The organism is Peptoniphilus grossensis, assembly GCF_001940285.1.
Taxonomy (GTDB): domain Bacteria; phylum Bacillota; class Clostridia; order Tissierellales; family Peptoniphilaceae; genus Peptoniphilus_A; species Peptoniphilus_A faecalis.
In genome coordinates, this window is sequence record NZ_MJIH01000008.1 from 90165 (window position 1) to 107147 (window position 16983).

Annotated in this window: 11 protein-coding genes; 2 read left to right on the plus strand and 9 right to left on the minus strand. The window is 31.0% G+C overall.

The window, feature by feature from the left end:
* Window positions 1–100: 100 nt before the first annotated feature.
* The 7 genes from BIV18_RS10075 to BIV18_RS10105 form a co-directional block, all read right to left on the minus strand.
* On the minus strand, window positions 101–2644 hold the full coding sequence (locus BIV18_RS10075) for a hypothetical protein (RefSeq protein ID WP_075660494.1): 2544 nt from the start codon (window positions 2642–2644) through the stop codon (window positions 101–103).
* 138 nt (window positions 2645–2782) lie between these two features.
* Window positions 2783–3811 carry a hypothetical protein gene (locus BIV18_RS10080; RefSeq protein ID WP_075660495.1) on the minus strand — a complete coding sequence of 343 codons (1029 nt, stop codon included), beginning with the start codon at window positions 3809–3811 and terminating at the stop codon, window positions 2783–2785.
* A gap of 94 nt (window positions 3812–3905) precedes the next feature.
* The gene (locus BIV18_RS10085) at window positions 3906–4352 is read right to left on the minus strand and encodes a hypothetical protein (protein WP_075660496.1); all 447 of its coding nucleotides are present in this window, start codon (window positions 4350–4352) and stop codon (window positions 3906–3908) included.
* Between the two features lie 497 nt (window positions 4353–4849).
* On the minus strand, window positions 4850–7516 hold the full coding sequence (locus tag BIV18_RS10090; protein ID WP_075660497.1) for a DNA gyrase subunit A: 2667 nt from the start codon (window positions 7514–7516) through the stop codon (window positions 4850–4852).
* Window positions 7517–7616: 100 nt separating this feature from the next.
* The gene (locus BIV18_RS10095) at window positions 7617–9515 is read right to left on the minus strand and encodes a DNA gyrase/topoisomerase IV subunit B (protein WP_075660498.1); all 1899 of its coding nucleotides are present in this window, start codon (window positions 9513–9515) and stop codon (window positions 7617–7619) included.
* Between the two features lie 52 nt (window positions 9516–9567).
* Window positions 9568–9945: a hypothetical protein gene (locus BIV18_RS10100; protein ID WP_075660499.1), complete on the minus strand. Its 378-nt coding sequence runs from the start codon at window positions 9943–9945 to the stop codon at window positions 9568–9570.
* Between the two features lie 42 nt (window positions 9946–9987).
* Window positions 9988–10365 (minus strand): hypothetical protein, encoded by a 378-nt coding sequence (locus tag BIV18_RS10105; RefSeq protein ID WP_075660500.1) that lies wholly within the window; start codon window positions 10363–10365, stop codon window positions 9988–9990.
* A gap of 214 nt (window positions 10366–10579) precedes the next feature.
* Here BIV18_RS10105 and BIV18_RS10725 point away from each other — a divergent pair, with 214 nt between their 5' ends.
* Window positions 10580–10738 carry a hypothetical protein gene (locus tag BIV18_RS10725; protein WP_178385806.1) on the plus strand — a complete coding sequence of 53 codons (159 nt, stop codon included), beginning with the start codon at window positions 10580–10582 and terminating at the stop codon, window positions 10736–10738.
* A gap of 175 nt (window positions 10739–10913) precedes the next feature.
* On the opposite strand, the gene BIV18_RS10110 is transcribed toward BIV18_RS10725, so the two are convergent.
* Window positions 10914–12053: a CHC2 zinc finger domain-containing protein gene (locus BIV18_RS10110; RefSeq protein ID WP_075660501.1), complete on the minus strand. Its 1140-nt coding sequence runs from the start codon at window positions 12051–12053 to the stop codon at window positions 10914–10916.
* A 284-nt stretch (window positions 12054–12337) separates the two neighbouring features.
* On the opposite strand from BIV18_RS10110, the gene BIV18_RS10115 reads away from it, so the two are divergent.
* Complete coding sequence (locus BIV18_RS10115; RefSeq protein ID WP_075660502.1) at window positions 12338–14560, plus strand: leucine-rich repeat protein; 2223 nt, start codon at window positions 12338–12340, stop codon at window positions 14558–14560.
* Between the two features lie 721 nt (window positions 14561–15281).
* Here BIV18_RS10115 and BIV18_RS10120 read toward each other — a convergent pair.
* A complete protein-coding gene (locus BIV18_RS10120) occupies window positions 15282–16937 on the minus strand; it encodes a single-stranded-DNA-specific exonuclease RecJ (RefSeq protein WP_075660503.1) in 1656 nt (551 codons plus the stop codon).
* Window positions 16938–16983 lie beyond the last annotated feature (46 nt).

The following is a 16983-nucleotide window of genomic DNA, read 5'->3' on the forward strand; positions in this document are numbered from 1 at the left end:
ATTTCTACTGTTTGTAATCTCTAGGAATTACTAAATTAGATAAAAAAAAGAGAAGGTGTTTTTAGCCTTCTCTTGTTTCCTACCTATATATAAATTTGTTTTACAAATTAACTATCTTGCTTATTTCCTTTGACATCTTGTGTGCCAAATTATCTGCCTTACATATAATTGGTTTAATACCATCGTGGTTATACATTTCCATGTATTTTTCTGTTGATGATTCATTCTCTCTTTGGATATGTGCCAAAAGTTGTCCTTGGTCATTGTATTCGTTAGAAAGAATTAAAATTGGAATTAAGACAATTCCCTTTTTAACTATATCTGTTGACATTTGTTTTACCTTGGCTATAGCTGTTTCCATATCGGCAACACTAAAATCATTAGATCCTTCGCTTTTATGAGAAGGTGAGTTCTTACCAACTATGTTATAAGGTAGTCCGTCTGAAATAATGAACATAATCTTATCTTGTTCGCTTCTTCTCAATAACTGCCTTCTAGCTATATCTAAAGCTATAAAATCAGCATTAGTGTCATCTGGTGCAAAATATCTATTAGCAGATGAAGAAAATGTCTTTTTACCTGAACTTTTATCATTAAACTTTTTAATGATGTTTAGCTTTTGACTTACATCATCACTTGAGTATGATGTATCATTTGTAAATCCAGCTATTTGAAGTGGTACAAAGTCCTTTAATCCGTATTCTAAAAGTGTCAATGCTTTCAAGGCGTGCTTGAATCTACTACCTTCACTATTAACATAAGTACACATAGAACCAGAGAAATCACATAAGATGTTTATAGCAAAAGATCTAGTTTCAAAGGAATCTTCTTCATAGAATACATTCCTAGAACCCATTCCGACCCTATAAATCTCGTCTGTGTCTAACATTCCATACTCTAGGTTATCAACTCGACTATAACTTTCATTAGCTTTAAAAACTCTCTCCATATCGCTTTTGAACCTGTTACAAGCCCCTAAGAGGTTGGAATCAGGTAAAGAAGGGGTTATAAAGTTTTTAATATTGTCATTTTCAAGTTTAATATCAGTACCATAGTATTCAGAAATGCTTTCCTTTTCTCTTTTAGTGATAAAGGAATCTCTTTCAAGATTATCTACTCTTTGTGCTTCAAGTTTATTTAGCGTATTAACAGTTTCTTCTTCTTTATCTAAGTCTTTGGCAATATCTGATAACATATTAGATACACTACCAGACCCAACACCTGAATTACTTTTACTACCTTGTTGACTTTGTTTAGCTTGCTCATTTTCTTGATTTGCATTTTCTCCTTCATCTTCATTATTAGCTTGATTTGATGAAGATTCAGTACCATTCTTTGAACCTTGACCCTTGGCTTCTTTTGATTTTTCTTGAGCCTTATCATCTGAATCTTGATTTTCAGATTCTTGATTTTCACCCCTAGTCTTATTTTCATCACTATTTTCTTCAGAATCTTGACCTTGTGAATCAGCTTGTTGATTTGATTCTTCGCCTTCTTCTGAACCTTCATTAGAAGTTGATGATGATTTAGCCTTTTCTTCAGAATCTTCTTGGTTATTAGAATTTGAATCTTGATTTGAACCAGATTCCTTGTCTGATTCTTCTTTTGATTCTTCATTCTTTTCCATTTGTTTTCTAATTTGTTCTGCTAATTTTCTAAGACTTTCTTTGTTTTGTTCTTGTTCCTTGTTATCTTTCTTATTCTCATTAGACTTATCTTCTTCTGATTCATCTTCAGAATTGATTTGGATTGTATTATTAGCAGCGTGACATTCGTGAGATTCATCCTTAGATTTATCAAGTAAATCTCTTAACATTCTAAGCATTTGTTTATCAAGCTGTCTTTCGTCATGATTTTTAATGACATCTTCTACAAATATAGTTAGTAAAGTGTTATAAATATCAATACTAGCTTGTCTACAAACCTTAAAATCCTTAGAATAAATCGCCTTATCTATATGAGGTGCTATTTCTTCTATGAAATACAACCAGTCACTTGGATAATCCTCTGCCTCTTTACTAAAGAGTCTAAGTTTTGAATAAATCCAAAGATTTGAAAGTACAAATCCTAATCTGTTTTCAAATTCTGAATCTTGAAAATTATTTACATAAAAAGCAAGATTTAGAACTTTTAACTTGTTTTTTATACCTTCATAATCTTGAGATAAGATATACTCAATTCTGCCATCCTCAATTACATTTAGAATATAGTGATAAAAACTTTTCGCTACTTCTGTATCGTAATTGTCTGGATTTTTACCTTGTCTTACAAGTTCCTCTTTAAATAGTTCAATAATTTCATCCATATCTCCAAAACACTTAAAGTCAGAAGATTTAACATGTTGGGTTTCGTGAGCCAATATTGCTTCTAAAAAAGCATATCTTACACTTAACTTATATTTCTCTAACTCGTGAGGTAACCCAATGGTAATTTTTTCACCATTAGTATAAGATTGTCCGAAAGGATTGATCTGTACTTTCATAGGTTCTTGTAAATCCAAATCTCTGAAAAACAAGTTAATTTGACCTCGTAAGGCATCCATAAGTAACTTGTTATCATATAGTTTGTCTGTACTTTCATCCTCAGTATCGTAAAGACTTTCTAAGAAATCTTGGATACTTTGATATTCGTCATAAGTTTTCATATTGTGTTCCTCCTAAATTTTGTATTCGCCCTTTTATTTGACGGACTACTATGTTTTTTACTTATGTAGTTAGTAATCAACTTGAAATCTTTAAATATAAACAAAAAAAAGATAGGCTAAATTGCCTATCTTCTTTAATTACGCATATATACTTTCAATATATGCTAGATCTAAGACTTCATCAGCCTTTGGATCTACTTTTAGGTTATCATAAAAACCTAATTCCTTTGCAGTTTTAATTACATAACCTACAAACATTTCGTTTTGGTCTACGAATTGATATAAGTCATCTTCATTAGCACATGCTAAAAGTTCTTCAAGTTTACTTGCTAGTTCAGTTAGAGTGTCATCTTGAATAAAATTACTCTTTATAACTCTTTGGTAAGCATAATTGATATTTTTATTTGTTGTAATTTTCATAGCCTTACCTGACTGAATAGCAGTATTAATAGATAAAGCATTTTTTTGTCCAAGTACAAAAGCTTGATCAAACATATTGAAAATTATGTCATTATAAATATCATTATAAGAATCATCCATAGAGTCATTAAGTATATCAAGCAATTCTCTAGCTTCTTCTTCATCTAAGTATCCATCAACATTTAAAGATTCTGGAGTATTATAAGAAATCATTTGAACATTACATTCAAAAGAGAATTGTCCTCTAATTTCTTCCATACTTGGATAACTTTCCTCATACCTTTGAAGTATATACTTATTTCTTCTTTCATATTCCTCTTTTTCTTCTTGGCTAATTGTTTTTGGAATTAATCCATTGAGATAAGAAGCTGTTTCATTAAGAAAACTTTCTTTTAAGCTATCATAAGAAGCTAGAACAGTTTCTAAAAGATTAAAATATTCAACCCTTTGCTCCTCAAAAAACTTTCTGTATTCAACATAATCGCTTAACAACATAAATGTGCCGTTAAGAGCTATGGATAAATCGTCAAGTCTTTTTCTAACTCTAGTCTTGATATTTTTAAATAGCTTTGTATTTTCTTTACCAAGGACAGCTATATATCCTGGATTTTTGAAATCCTTATAAAACTTAGCAGCACCTGGTAAACTTTGAGAGCTGATGTCTGCAATCTTTGCTTCTCCACCCCTAAGTTTAATGTTTACTACTACACCTGATTGAGCTATAGTTTTAAGATTCTCGTTTCTCATATAAATACCTCCTAATATTTTGTTTACTACTGTATTTTTATTCTTTGTATAAGGTAATCTATGAGAACTTAATAAATATTAAAAAAAAGAGAACTTATCCTAAGTTCTCCTCTTTATAGTCATATTCAAAATATTCATCTATACTTTCAACAAGAATAGCAAAATCTTCTTCAAGACTTACTAATCCATATATAGTAGATAATCCACCTACTTTTTTTATGTTGTTTTTATCAAGATACCTATTAACAATAGTATAATTATCAGTTAGAAAATAGAATCTTCCCTTTTGAATAGTAACTATTCCTGCAAATTTAATATCATAAGTACCAAATTTTGCTCCTATTAATGTTTCTGTTTTAAGTTTTTCCCAAGCTTCTTTTTTACTAATGCCTTCTCTTTTTGCAGTAAAATTAATCTTGTCTATGATATTTTCCTGTAGATCTACAATATAGTTGTTTGTAATACTGTTAAGAAAAGATTTCAATTCTTTCTTATTTTCTTCTGAAATCCCTGTGTCGTAAGTTATAAAATTATTTAGCATAGTTGTTGTCCTCCTATTTCATATTTTTATATTAATAGTAATCAAGGGGAATAAGATGAGTATAAACCACATCTGCCAACATCTACTGCAAAAAAGAAGTAGATTTAAAGGCTTGGAAAGGCTGGCTAAGTTTTGCCTTCTTTTTTGTTTACTCATTGTGATATTCAACTTAAAGTCCTGCCTACTGGTTAACCTTTTTTATTTTTAAGTTGACTAGTAAATGGGTTAAAATAGGATTATTCCCTGTCTGTTTTTCTGCATTTTTAATAGATACTTCATAAGACGAGAGTGTTCATGGCACGGTGAGCTATTTTAAGCTGAGGCTTTTCTAACTTTTAAAACAAGTCTTAATGTAAACGCTACCCTAGAACGCAGCTAAATTATCTTCACAAACTTCAGCCAAAACAAGCCAAAAAGAAAGACCCACCTAGGTCTTACCAACCCAAGTAGGTCTATATATATTCTTTCTTTTTGCTAGTAAATGTAAGGACTAAACTTTACTTTTTACTACCAGCTCCTCCTCTACGCCCTACCCTCTTTGCTCTAAATTTGTCTTTAGAGGTTGTAGCGTAGGACAATGGAAGATATTTTTTATTCATCAAAATATTTCCTCTGGCTTGCTTACCTTGAAGGGATATTTCATCAACTTTTAGTCTTAATATTCGACTATCGCTTTCTACTTCAACTTCTTCAACCCCTTCTAAAGGTTGAACGAAAATTATCTCATCATCATTATCAAGATTTGAAGCTTTTAGTTTCTTAAATTTAGACTTGCCACTTGGTTTAAAGACTTCTCCACTTAATCTCTTGCCAAAGCCATTCTTAGTTATAATTAAGAGTTCTGCTTTAAATAAATCTTCTTCCTTAATTATTAACCTAATAGAAATCTTTAATTTTTTATCATAATTGATTAAGTTTTCTAAAGGTTCCTTTGAATTTTTAAAGCTGGCTAAGTTTATCTTGTCAAAATCTATAAAATAACAATCTCCAAAGTTATCAAAGATTGCTAGTCTTTCATTAGACTTAATATCTATCTTCTTATAATCATCCTTGTCTGGTAATTTATTGTAATTTGATATGTCCAATATTTTTACATAATTAAGAGAGTCTAATAAAAATACCAAGTCAATAACTTCTTTTTCTTCAGTTTGAATAATTATTTTATCGACTTTTTTGCCAATATCTTCAGAAATTTCTGTCTTTCTTCCAGTATCTAGCTTTTTAAGTTCTCTTAATATCTTAATTATTTCAGCATTTTGATTAGCTTCTGAACTTAAAAGTTTATTTAAGTCTTTAATTTTAGCTACCTTATCCTTTAATTCTTCTCTTAGTTTTAAAGTTTCTAAGCCAATAAGACTTTGTAACCTCATAGTTAGAATAGCCTCTGCTTGAGCTTCTGACAGCCTAAGTTTACTTGCCCTATTTTCTAAGGTTTTAGTTTTAAACTTAATCCCCTTAGTTTTACCTTCTATCATACAAGCCTTAGCAGAATCCCTATCCTTAGACCTAGTAATAATCTCAATTATAAGCTCGATGTTTTCAGTAGCATAGATTAAACCATGTAGGATCTCTTGCCTGTCAAGAAGTTTTCCTAAGTCGAACTTCCATTCACGACTTTTGATTTCTTTAATAAAGTTTACATAAATCTCTAAATATTCACGAAGATTAAACTCTTTTATCTCGTCTTTTAAAACCCCAGTAAAATTAAGGGTCACAGAGGATTTTAGAGGTGTATATTTATATAGTTTAGTGATTACTTGGTCTAAGTTAGATGAAGCCTTACATTTTAAAAATATCTCAATATCCTTAGCTGACCTATCTTCTATACTTACGATTTCAGTTATTTTTCCAGAGTCGACTGCTTTTATAATTTCTTGGATTAGATCTAACTTGTTACCTGAATAAGTATAAGGAATCTCACTTATAACTAAATTTCCTTTAGTCTTATTTATTTTTGCATAAATATCAAAACTTCCCCTACCAGTTTCATAAACCTTGTTTATATCCTTTGGATCTAAAATTGCACCAGTTGGAAAATCTGGGCCTTTTATAATATTAAATAGGGTTGAATCTCTGCAATTTGGACTTTCAATTAATTTAATCGAAGCATCTAGTAGTTCTTTTAAATTAAAGGGAAGAATATTTGTAGCTATTCCAACTCCTATCCCTGATGAACCATTTAGGAGTAGGTTGGGAAGGATGTTGGGTAAAACTTCGGGTTCCTGCAAAGACCCGTCAAAGTTTGGTATGAAGTCTACGGTATTCTTATTTAAAGATGATAAGGCTAAGAGAGAAGTCTTATTTAACCTAGCCTCTGTATATCTCATAGCAGCAGGTGAATCACCGTCAATAGACCCAAAGTTTCCTTGACCATCTATAAAAGGATAATTCATAGTATAATCTTGACTCATATTACACATAGTTTCATAGATACTAGAGTTGTGAACACAAACCAAAGATATACTATTGTCGTTGATACTTACTGGAATCATCATATTTTCTAAGTCAACAACTGTAAAATCATACATAGGTCTTTGATTTACCTCTAGGATTTCAATATTTGTTATAAAAACCTCTAATTCAGTAAGTTGAAGATTATCAATAGCCTTTGTAGAAAAATCTTTAAGATTTAATATTCTACCTAAGAGCTTGTCCTTAATTTCTAAATCTTCAGCTTTTTTGTAGTTTTCATTATTTAATAAAATAGGGTGATTATTAGTACCTCTAATCTCACCTTGGTTATTTAAGGATATTTTATATACCTTATCTGTATATTGACCTATCCTAAAATGATGAGCCTTTTTTATACAGAAAGTTTTATTTTTTACATCATAAGCAATTATATCTACATCCTTGCCCTCTTGGTAAACTTCTTCTATTGTCTTTATTTCGCCAGAGGCTAAAAATAATTTAGTGCTTGAATCTAGGCAATCACCATGAGGATGGTATTTACCCATTACATCGCCAACTATCCTTGCTGACTTTCTATATGGCTTATCATTTGTATTTCCATTTTTATACATAGAGTATAAAATTCTTCTTTGTACTGGCTTGAGTCCATCTCTTATGTCTGGCAAGGCTCTATCTATGGCTACTGCTTTTGCATAAGTCTTATATGAATTTTCAAGCTCATCTTGAAAGTTAATTTTTAATATATCTCCCATAAAAATCTCCTTATACATCTACTGGAAAAAAGAGGGCAGATAGGCTATAAAACTTTAGTGCATATCTTTAAAAGCCTTCTTTTTTCTTGGTACTTGCTCTTTATGAAAATAGTAAATCTCGTCTAAGAGCTGAATCTTTACCCATTAAATCTTCAGTTATCTTTTTAGCCTCTGCTAAATCTTCAACTGTGATTTGCTTTAATTTTCTAGTCTTTATATCCATAGTTGTAGCCTTCAGTTGCTCTGGATTCATTTCTCCTAAACCTTTGAACCTAGATACATGGCTTACCTTGTTTTTCTTTAAATATTCTTCAAGTTCCTTGTCATTATATAAATATTTATCTCCAGCCTTGTATAAAGGAGGTAATGCTGCGTATAGGTGTCCTTTTTCTATAATTTCTGGAAAGAAGTTAATAAATAGAGTTATTAATAAACTTCTAATATGGTCGCCATCAACATCGGCATCGGTCATAATAATTATCTTGTGATATTTCAAGTCATTTATATTAAAATGTTCTTTATATCCAGCACCTAGGACTTGTATAATTGTTGCTATTTCTTGATTTTTTAAAGCCCTATCCAAACCCGTCTTTTCAACATTCAAAACCTTACCCCTTAATGGTAATATTGCTTGGGTCTTTCGATCACGAGCCATTTTTGCAGAACCCCCAGCTGAATCTCCTTCAACCAAGAACAACTCTTTTTCTTGAGGGCGTTTAGATGTAGCGACAGCCAACTTGCCATTAGCCTCTGCTAAAAGTTTTTTAATCTTTGTCTTTTTAAGATTAGTATTCTTCTTTTTAAGGCTTTCAACTTCTCTAATATGGTTTAAGATTTCTATTAAACTATCCCTATTCCTATCAAAGAAAAATTCTAATTGCCTACTAATTAAGACATTAAAGTTTCCTCTTTCATTAGGGGTTTCTAGCTTGGACTTAGTTTGACCTACAAAGGAAGGGTGTGCCATTTTTACATTGATAACTGCCCTAAGTCCTGACCTAATTAAATCTCCAGAATAGTTTTTCTTAGATTTATTAATGTTTAAGTCTTTTGCGTATTGGTTTAACAACCTAGTTAAAGAGGCTTTAAATTCTTGTTCGTGAGTTCCTGCCTCAAGAGTTGCAATATTATTAACATAAGATTTGATTTTCTCATCTTCTTCGTCTAGGTATTGCAAATAAATCTGGATAAATAGATTTTCATTAGGATCATCGGGATTAGAAAGCACAGGAATTTCTAACAAGTCAGTTATCTCACTTGTACCTTCACTTATCTCTAAGTTTATATCCGACTCGATTAGGCCTTTGAGTCCTTCATCAGACTTATAGATATATTCCTCATCTTCGTGATTTTCAAGGTTAGTTAAGTTTAATATCAAGGTCAAACCCTTATTTAAGTAGGATAATTCTTTTAATCTCCCTTTTACCCTATCAATCTCGAAACTTACTTCAGGAAATATAGTATCATCTGGTATGAAAGAAATTTCCGTACCCTTTTCTGACTTAGGGCATTTACCTATTGGTTTAATTTCGCCTTGGGATAGGGTAGTAAGGGGTTTACCAAAGGCATAGGTATCTTGATAAATTTGTCCATCCTTATATACCCTAGCCTCAAAAGATTTAGATAGGGCATTAACTACACTTGAGCCAACCCCGTGTAAACCTCCTGCAAAGTGATAATTATTGTTGTTAAATTTACCCCCTGCGTGAAGGGTAGAAAGGATTACTCTCAAGGCTGACTTCTTTTCTTCTGGTATCTTGTCTATGGGAATACCTCTACCATTATCCCTAATAGTAACCCTATTCTCTTTTAAATCCATCGTAATTTTTATAGTGTCAGCAAAGCCAGCTAAAAACTCATCAAGAGAGTTGTCTAATATTTCCCAAATTAGGTGATGTAGACCATCTTTGCCAACAGAACCGATATACATACCAGGTCTTAGTCTAACTGGTTCCAAGTCCTTTAAGACCTTTATATCTTTTCCTGAATATCCTGTCATGAAATCTATCCTTTCTTCTTATATGTAGAAAAGATTGTGCCTAAGACACAATCTAGTTTAATAATTCACTATTTTCCTTATTGACAGCCTCTACTAAAGATTCTATCTCTTGTCTACTCATTATGACAATTCTTTTTTTCTTTTCACAAGCTCTTTTCATAAGTTCCTTACATTCCTCATCTTGAGGGTCTGTGCCTACGGCAAAGCAAACCCAAAATTCATCGCAAGAATCTATTAAAGATTTCTCTCTTTCAATAGTATCTTGTCCGTCTGCAAATAGCATATCATATTCGCTATTGTCAATTAAGGTTTTTGGTAAAATTGGTATCCTATTATTTGCTTGTAGATACAAACCCATTACCCTTTCAAGTCCTACTAAGTTACTTAAAAGTGCTTCTGGTATATATACATAAGATTTAATTTCTGGCATATTATTTACTCCTTTTCTCTTTTCTTTGAAAACCTAACTGAATCATTTAATGAGTTGGGTTAGGTATTCAAAGGGTATGAAGTATAATTCAAGACCTAAGTCCAATGCTTCTTTGATAATGTCCATAGTTTCTTCATCTAAAAAATATTGAAGTTCAAAGAAGCAAACCCATATCTCTTGACAAGATTTCATCTTTTCTTTGTTTATTGCTCGTTTTAAGTCTTTGTTTATGAGATTTTCTGAGCTTAAAAGGGATAAGTCTTGGTTAAGATAGGTGTTGGGTAAATAAGCCTCCTTACCCTCACTAGCTAATATTTTAGATATTTTTTCTTCTAACATTATTGCTCCATCTTTACCCTTGATAACTAGTCCACTAATTTCAAAGTTATTAGATGGTATGTGTATATATGTTTTAATCATAATTATCCTCCTGTGGTAAAACCCTTATTATCTCATCTCTATTGTCATATTAACAAAGTCCAGACAAGATAAAAGTTATTGAAGATGCACTCTTATTAAAAGAAATCTCTGCAAAAAGGCCAAATATATTTACGACACCTATAAGCTTTGATTTTACTAGCTTTGATATGTAGTTTATTTTTGTATCTAACACTTACTGTAAAAAAGAAGTAGATTGGGAGGCTGGCTTTTCATATATAGACTTGCCTTCTTTTTTGTTTTAGTCTTTGCATCTTCTGTTTTTACTGGTTTTTCTTCTGGGCTAATCTTTGTAAGACTCTTATTTACTGGCTTAGAAGTTGGTGGAATAATTTATGTAATAAAGGCTGCTTAAAATTTCTATTGGGAAGGATTCTAACTTTTATGACTTGTTCTAATGTAAACACTATCCCTTGTTAAGCCTCATCCAAATGCCAACTCAAGTGCATATAAAAATAAACACAAAAAAGAGGACTAGCTTGGCTTTGGTCGCCTAAACTAATCCCCACTCTTTTTTGTTAGTAAATGCCTTAACTAATCTTGGTAAAATTTATCTTACCAGTCTTGTTGTTAAATAAGTCATCAATGCCCTTACCATCTTCTTCTTGCCATTGAGCTTGAAAAATATTTACAGAGCAAACTTCTTGAATCATTTTAATTAAGTTATTTTGAGCCTTCTTTACTGCCTTGTTGGACTGAATATCACTATCAAAGGCTATTACAATTGATTTAATAGGATATATCTTATTGTATTCTATTAAAAATTCATCTAAACCCTTAATTGCATTTACTCCTTGTAGTGAAATACAAGGACATTTTAAATATTTGCCAATACTTAATGATTTAAAAACTCCTTCAGTTATAAATAGATTAGATAATTTGTATGAACTATCCATATTAATATCTAAAGCATTTCCTGACCCTATTCCAGTTTTTATAAAGGAAGATGAAAACCAAACATATCTTGACCTATTTTCTGTAACCTTATCTCGTCTAATTTGAAGTCTAATAATTTGATTGTGTAGATTAAATATTGGAATGATAATTCCCCTATTACTAGCAATCTTTAATTCGTCATCTTCAAAATAGAATCCTGGTACACATTGAAGGTCATCTAAAGATATATCTGACTTCTCTTTTAAGTTCCTTATAAAATTAGGAATAATTCTGTTATTGGTCATAGTTCTAAACATTCTTTTAGATATTTCTTCATTACTTAAATGTCTTTCATTTTTTAGCATATCTAAGTGGTTTTTTGATAATTTACACATATCTAAGAATATCCTATAGACTGTATCTAGCTTATCATCTGCTAGTAAGGTTTTTTCATCTTCCTGCTTTGGAACATATTTGACAGAACCCTTATAATTCTTATCTTTATTTTTATTTTGGCTACAAATATACTCAATAGCGTCAACAAAAGATAAGTTTTTATATTTTCTTACAAATTCTATTCCGTCACCAGTTTCATTACAGGCAAAACATTTAAAGATGTTTTTTGAAGGACTAATAACAAAAGATCCCATAGAAGTATCGTGATGAAATGGACAAAGTGCCTCATATTTGTCATCACTAACCTTGTGAACTTCAATAAATTCTTCAATAATATTTAGGACATTTATTGACTTTGCATAAGCCAACTTCTTTTGAAAATCTACATTTTTTGACATTTGAATACCCCTTTCTTTGAATACTACTTTTTTCTTATAATCTTATGTATGGTAATCAATTTGAAATAGAGGAATATTAAGTATTAGTATTTTTAAAAATATATATTTGTTAATTTTTTGTTACTTTTATGGTTTATAGTATTGACTATACTATGCAATATACTTAAAATGAAAATATAGGCTTTATTCTTGGAAGTATACATTATTATATATAAACTTAGTGGACTATATATTAACTTTCAAGAATAAAAATAAACATGAAAATATATATAAAAGGAGATTTTATGAAATTTAAGAAGGTAGTTATAACTTCCTTATTATCTAGTGTAATGATGACATCAATGCCAATCTATGCTGCTAAGACAGATACAAAGGATGTTGCAAATGATTTTTGGGCGAAAAAACAAATAACTTGGACTTATAACAAAAATTACTTATCTGGTTATCCAGATGGAACTTTTAAGCCACAAGAAAATATGACTAATGCAGAGTTTATATCTCTTGTTATAAGAATTTTAAGCAACGATACAAAGCTTGATGTCAGCAAGGATAATGGAAAAATGTGGTATAGTAAGTTCCTTACTAAAGCTGAAGAACTTGGTATTATTAGTAGTGCTACAAATATTGACCCTAATGCAAAAATAACTAGAGATGAAGCTTTTAGATTATTAGCTTTCGCTTATTCTGTAAAGGGAAATATTACTACACTAGACCAATTTACAGATAAAGATTTGGTTAAAAATAAAGAAGCTGTTGCTGGTCTATTAGAAAAGAAAGTTGTTAGTGGTTATCCTGACAAGACTTTACGACCTAATAATTTAATTACTAGAGCTGAAGTATCTAACCTTGTTTATATAGGTGAAGAAGTTGCTAGATTAAGCAAAATAGATATTAATAAGCCAGTAGAAAAAACTAAAACTACTGAAGAAAAACCTAAAGCTAATGTAAGTAAATATAGTATTCCTGTAAAGGAAGCTGAAAAATCTTCAAGTTCTAGTAGAAATTATTTTAATAATTATTTCTGGCATCCTTCAGAAGAAAAAACTGATGAAAAGCCATCTAAAGATAATAATAAACCAGAAGATAAACCAGGAACTAAGCCAGGTACAGAACCTGAAGCTCCAGGCAAGGATACAGAAAATCCTAATATACCAGGTACTCCAGGCACAGATCCTGAAACACCAGGAACTGAACCAGAAACTCCTGGAACTGAACCTGAGACTCCAGGTACTAAGCCAGAAACACAAGATGATTATTATAAAATATTAAGAGGTTTAATAGAAGATCAGAATAATATCATAAACTCTGATGTTTACAAAAATTCTAGTAGGGTGAAACGAAAAGATTATGATTTAGCTATAGAAAGAGGAAAAAAACTAGATCAATGGAGCCGAATATCTGAATGTCAAGAGGCCATTGATAGAATTAAAAAAGCTCTTAAAAAATTGTCAGCACCTTCTCAAGGTGAATATACTTTCGATAAAGCTACTGGTAAAATTATTCAATATAAACAACCATATATTGATAGAGGTGAAAACCTGGTAATTCCAGATACAATAGAAGGGTTTTCAGTTAAAGAAATAGATGCTTCTGCTTTTGAATTTTCTGAATTTAACTCTATAAAAATGCCAAACACAATTACTAAAATTGGTGCTGGTGCTTTTAGTGAATCAAAGGCAACTTCAGTTCAATTAAGTGCAAACTTAGAAAGTATTGGAGGAAGTGCGTTTTTAGCTTGTAACCTAACTTCTATCTCTCTTCCAAATACTCTTAAAGAAATCGGTCATGATGCTTTTTACGGAAATAAATTAAGTAGTATAAGTATTCCTGATAGTGTTACAACAATAGGTAGAGGTGCTTTTAGAGATAATGAGCTAACATCAGTTAAATTATCAAAAAATCTAACTGAACTAAGTGATAGTTGTTTCTTCTCAAATAAGTTAAAATCTATTGAAATACCAGGATCTGTAAAGACAATAGGTGCGAACTGTTTCTTATATAATAAAGAGTTAGAATCTGTAACTTTTGAAAGTGGCTTAGAAAGAATAGAAGAACAAGCTTTCCGTTATTTAAAAGTAAAGTCTGTTGAGCTTCCTGATACTGTTAAGTATGTAGGAGATCACGCTTTTGCTAATAATCATATTTCAAATTTAAAATTAAGTAAAAATATTACTGAATTAGGTTATGGTGCATTTAGGGATAACTTAATAAGCCATGTTGATATACCTAATGGTTTGAGAGAAATTCCTCTTAATTGCTTCAGAGAAAATGTATTAAAAACTGTAGTAATACCTGGTGGGGTAGATATAATTGGATCATCTGCTTTTGCATATAACGAATTAACTGATGTTACCTTCCCAGAAAAGAATCTTGATGTTTGCATGTATTCTTTCATTGGTAATAAATTAACTTCTGTTAAGTTTTATTCATCTATAGAACCCAAATATTTAACAGAAAGATTTGACGATGATGTAATTATGTGGGTAAAAGATTATAATAAAAAATAAAAAATAATTACTTTAAATTAAATAATTTATAATAAAAAACTGACCTTTATTAGTTTTAACTAGATGGGGTCAGTTTTTTTATCTTAATATTTAGATAAGAATAATAATCGAGTAGGGCTAAATAAATAGCCCTCTCACACCACCCGTACGTGCCGTTCGGCATACGGCGGTTCAATATTTTCTTGTATCATATTGTTTATTTCTGATGAAACTATTTAACTTTATTCTTTTTGTATCCGAACCTTTAGGAATGAATACGTCATTCCTTGTATTCCATCAAGTCATAGTTCATCCTTTTCAAATATTACAATAAATATTGTTCCTCCCTTCGCTCCATTTCCATTACAAAAACTTCCTCGCTACTATGGATTCTGCTGACTTCTCACTATTAGTTGTTACTACTGTTTCGCTAGTGAGACCTCACGGGATAAGTCCTAATACTTTCATCGTTTACTTGCAGAATTTACGCCTTGGGTTTACGGTTGTCTTTCGGGTCTTTGTTACCTTTTGCTAACTTGCCCACCTTTTACGCCTTATATTCTGTTCCTGTTCGTCAAGCCACGATTTCGCTATTGCTTCTTCTCTCCTAGATGTCACCATCTAAAACTTGCAAGTCGCTATTAGATTCGTCGGTAACTACGCTCTGTAGGGATTTTCACCCCAGCATTAGAACATGCCCGTCATACTAAAAAAGTAGGTGTCTTACACACCTACTCTTAAATTACATTCTTTTACTAAAATCTACTCTCTTTATATCTTCAACTGTAAGGTTTACCTTATCTACTCCCCTAAAGGAATTAATTGAAAATTTTCCAAGGCAATCAATATATTCATTTATATTTTCTTTTTCCATTTTTTTAGCCATATTCCAAGCTAGAATATCAAGATTTGAGAAAATCATCTTAGAGTGTTGAGATTCCTTACCCAAAGTCATAATTCTTTGAGGTTTGCCAGCTACCCTAAAAACAGGTTTTTCAAAACTAGCTCCATAAGGTTTTAAAGACTCTAAAGTTTTAATTAATTCAATATTAATTTCACTTGGTTTTAAGTAAATTAAGTAATTCAATTCTTGCTTGAAATCAAAATTTAATGATTTCTTATAAATTTCTTCCTGTAACTTTTTAAAGTTTTCTTCTTTTATGCTCATCCCTGCTGCCATAGCGTGACCACCTAAGTTAACAAACAAATCATCAGGTAAGTCATGTAAAAAGTTAAATAAATTAAATCCATTTACACTTCTGGCAGAGCCTGACATAATGCCATTACTTGCTTCAGCAAATATAATAGCTGGTTTTTGATTTAAGTCTTTGATTTTACCTGCAACAAGACCAACAACTCCAGATGTTTCTAAGCTAGATTCATAAGGAATTTTTTCGACAATGATTTGATTTTTAGAATTTACATAGGTATCATCTTGCATTAAATCCATAATATTTAAAACAAGTTGCTTTCTTAATTGATTTTCATTGATGCAGTAAGCTATATTGCTTTTTATAACTTCTTCATCATCAGAAATAAAGGCTTGGATTGCCTTTTCAATAGATCCAGTCATTCTTGTGACTGCATTTATAGTTGGTGCAATTTGAAAACCAATTATTCCCTCATCAATATCTTCTTTAATTCCTAGTAGGGATTTAAAGCACTCTATGGCTAAAGGTGGGTTTTCATTTATTAATTTCAAACCCTCTTTAACAAGTATCCTATTATCATCAATAAGAGGAACAAAGTCTGCAACAGTTGCTATTGCAACATATCCCAAATACTTATAAGCCTCTTTCTTTTCATTGTAAAGATTGCTTAAAATCCTCCACAATACGCCACAACCACATAATTCCCTAAAAACTAAGTTCTCATTTTCTTTTAACTTTAAGTCTAAAACTGCTTTCGCAGGAATTTTATACTTATCAGGAATTGGCTCATGGTGATCAGTAATAATTAAGTCAATCTTACCTTGTGCATATTCACAAGCCTCGTAAGCAGCTATCCCATTATCAGCTGTGATAATTAGTTTTGCACCCTTATCAATGGCTCGGTCTATATTTTCAACTTTTAAACCATAACCTTCTTTAAACTTATTGTTGGACATTATTTCTACCTTGTAACCCAACTCACTTAACATTTTATAACCTACTACTCCAGACATACAGCCGTCAACATCATAATCTGTCATTAGGATAATCAAATCTTCCTTATGACTTTTTATAATATCCAAAGCCTTATCCAAATCAGCTATATCAAATTCCGATAAATCTTCAATAGTTCCTTTTAAAAATTTATCCTTATCCTTGATATGATGATAGTCTAAAATAAGGTCTACCAAATCTTTTGGATTTCCTGAATATCTGTCATTACTGCTTGCTTTCCAAACTTTTTGCATAATACTACCTCCTGTTTAATATGTTTCGCCTATTTTTTTTCTTTGT

Bases quoted from the DNA above. Each gene is read 5' to 3' on its own strand.
- BIV18_RS10075 (WP_075660494.1), bottom strand. From the start codon at position 2,644: ATGAAAACTTATGACGAATATCAAAGTATCCAAGATTTCTTAGAAAGT.
- BIV18_RS10080 (WP_075660495.1), bottom strand. From the start codon at position 3,811: ATGAGAAACGAGAATCTTAAAACTATAGCTCAATCAGGTGTAGTAGTA.
- BIV18_RS10085 (WP_075660496.1), bottom strand. From the start codon at position 4,352: ATGCTAAATAATTTTATAACTTACGACACAGGGATTTCAGAAGAAAAT.
- BIV18_RS10090 (WP_075660497.1), bottom strand. From the start codon at position 7,516: ATGGGAGATATATTAAAAATTAACTTTCAAGATGAGCTTGAAAATTCA.
- BIV18_RS10095 (WP_075660498.1), bottom strand. From the start codon at position 9,515: ATGACAGGATATTCAGGAAAAGATATAAAGGTCTTAAAGGACTTGGAA.
- BIV18_RS10100 (WP_075660499.1), bottom strand. From the start codon at position 9,945: ATGCCAGAAATTAAATCTTATGTATATATACCAGAAGCACTTTTAAGT.
- BIV18_RS10105 (WP_075660500.1), bottom strand. From the start codon at position 10,365: ATGATTAAAACATATATACACATACCATCTAATAACTTTGAAATTAGT.
- BIV18_RS10110 (WP_075660501.1), bottom strand. From the start codon at position 12,053: ATGTCAAAAAATGTAGATTTTCAAAAGAAGTTGGCTTATGCAAAGTCA.
- BIV18_RS10115 (WP_075660502.1), top strand. From the start codon at position 12,338: ATGAAATTTAAGAAGGTAGTTATAACTTCCTTATTATCTAGTGTAATG.
- BIV18_RS10120 (WP_075660503.1), bottom strand. From the start codon at position 16,937: ATGCAAAAAGTTTGGAAAGCAAGCAGTAATGACAGATATTCAGGAAAT.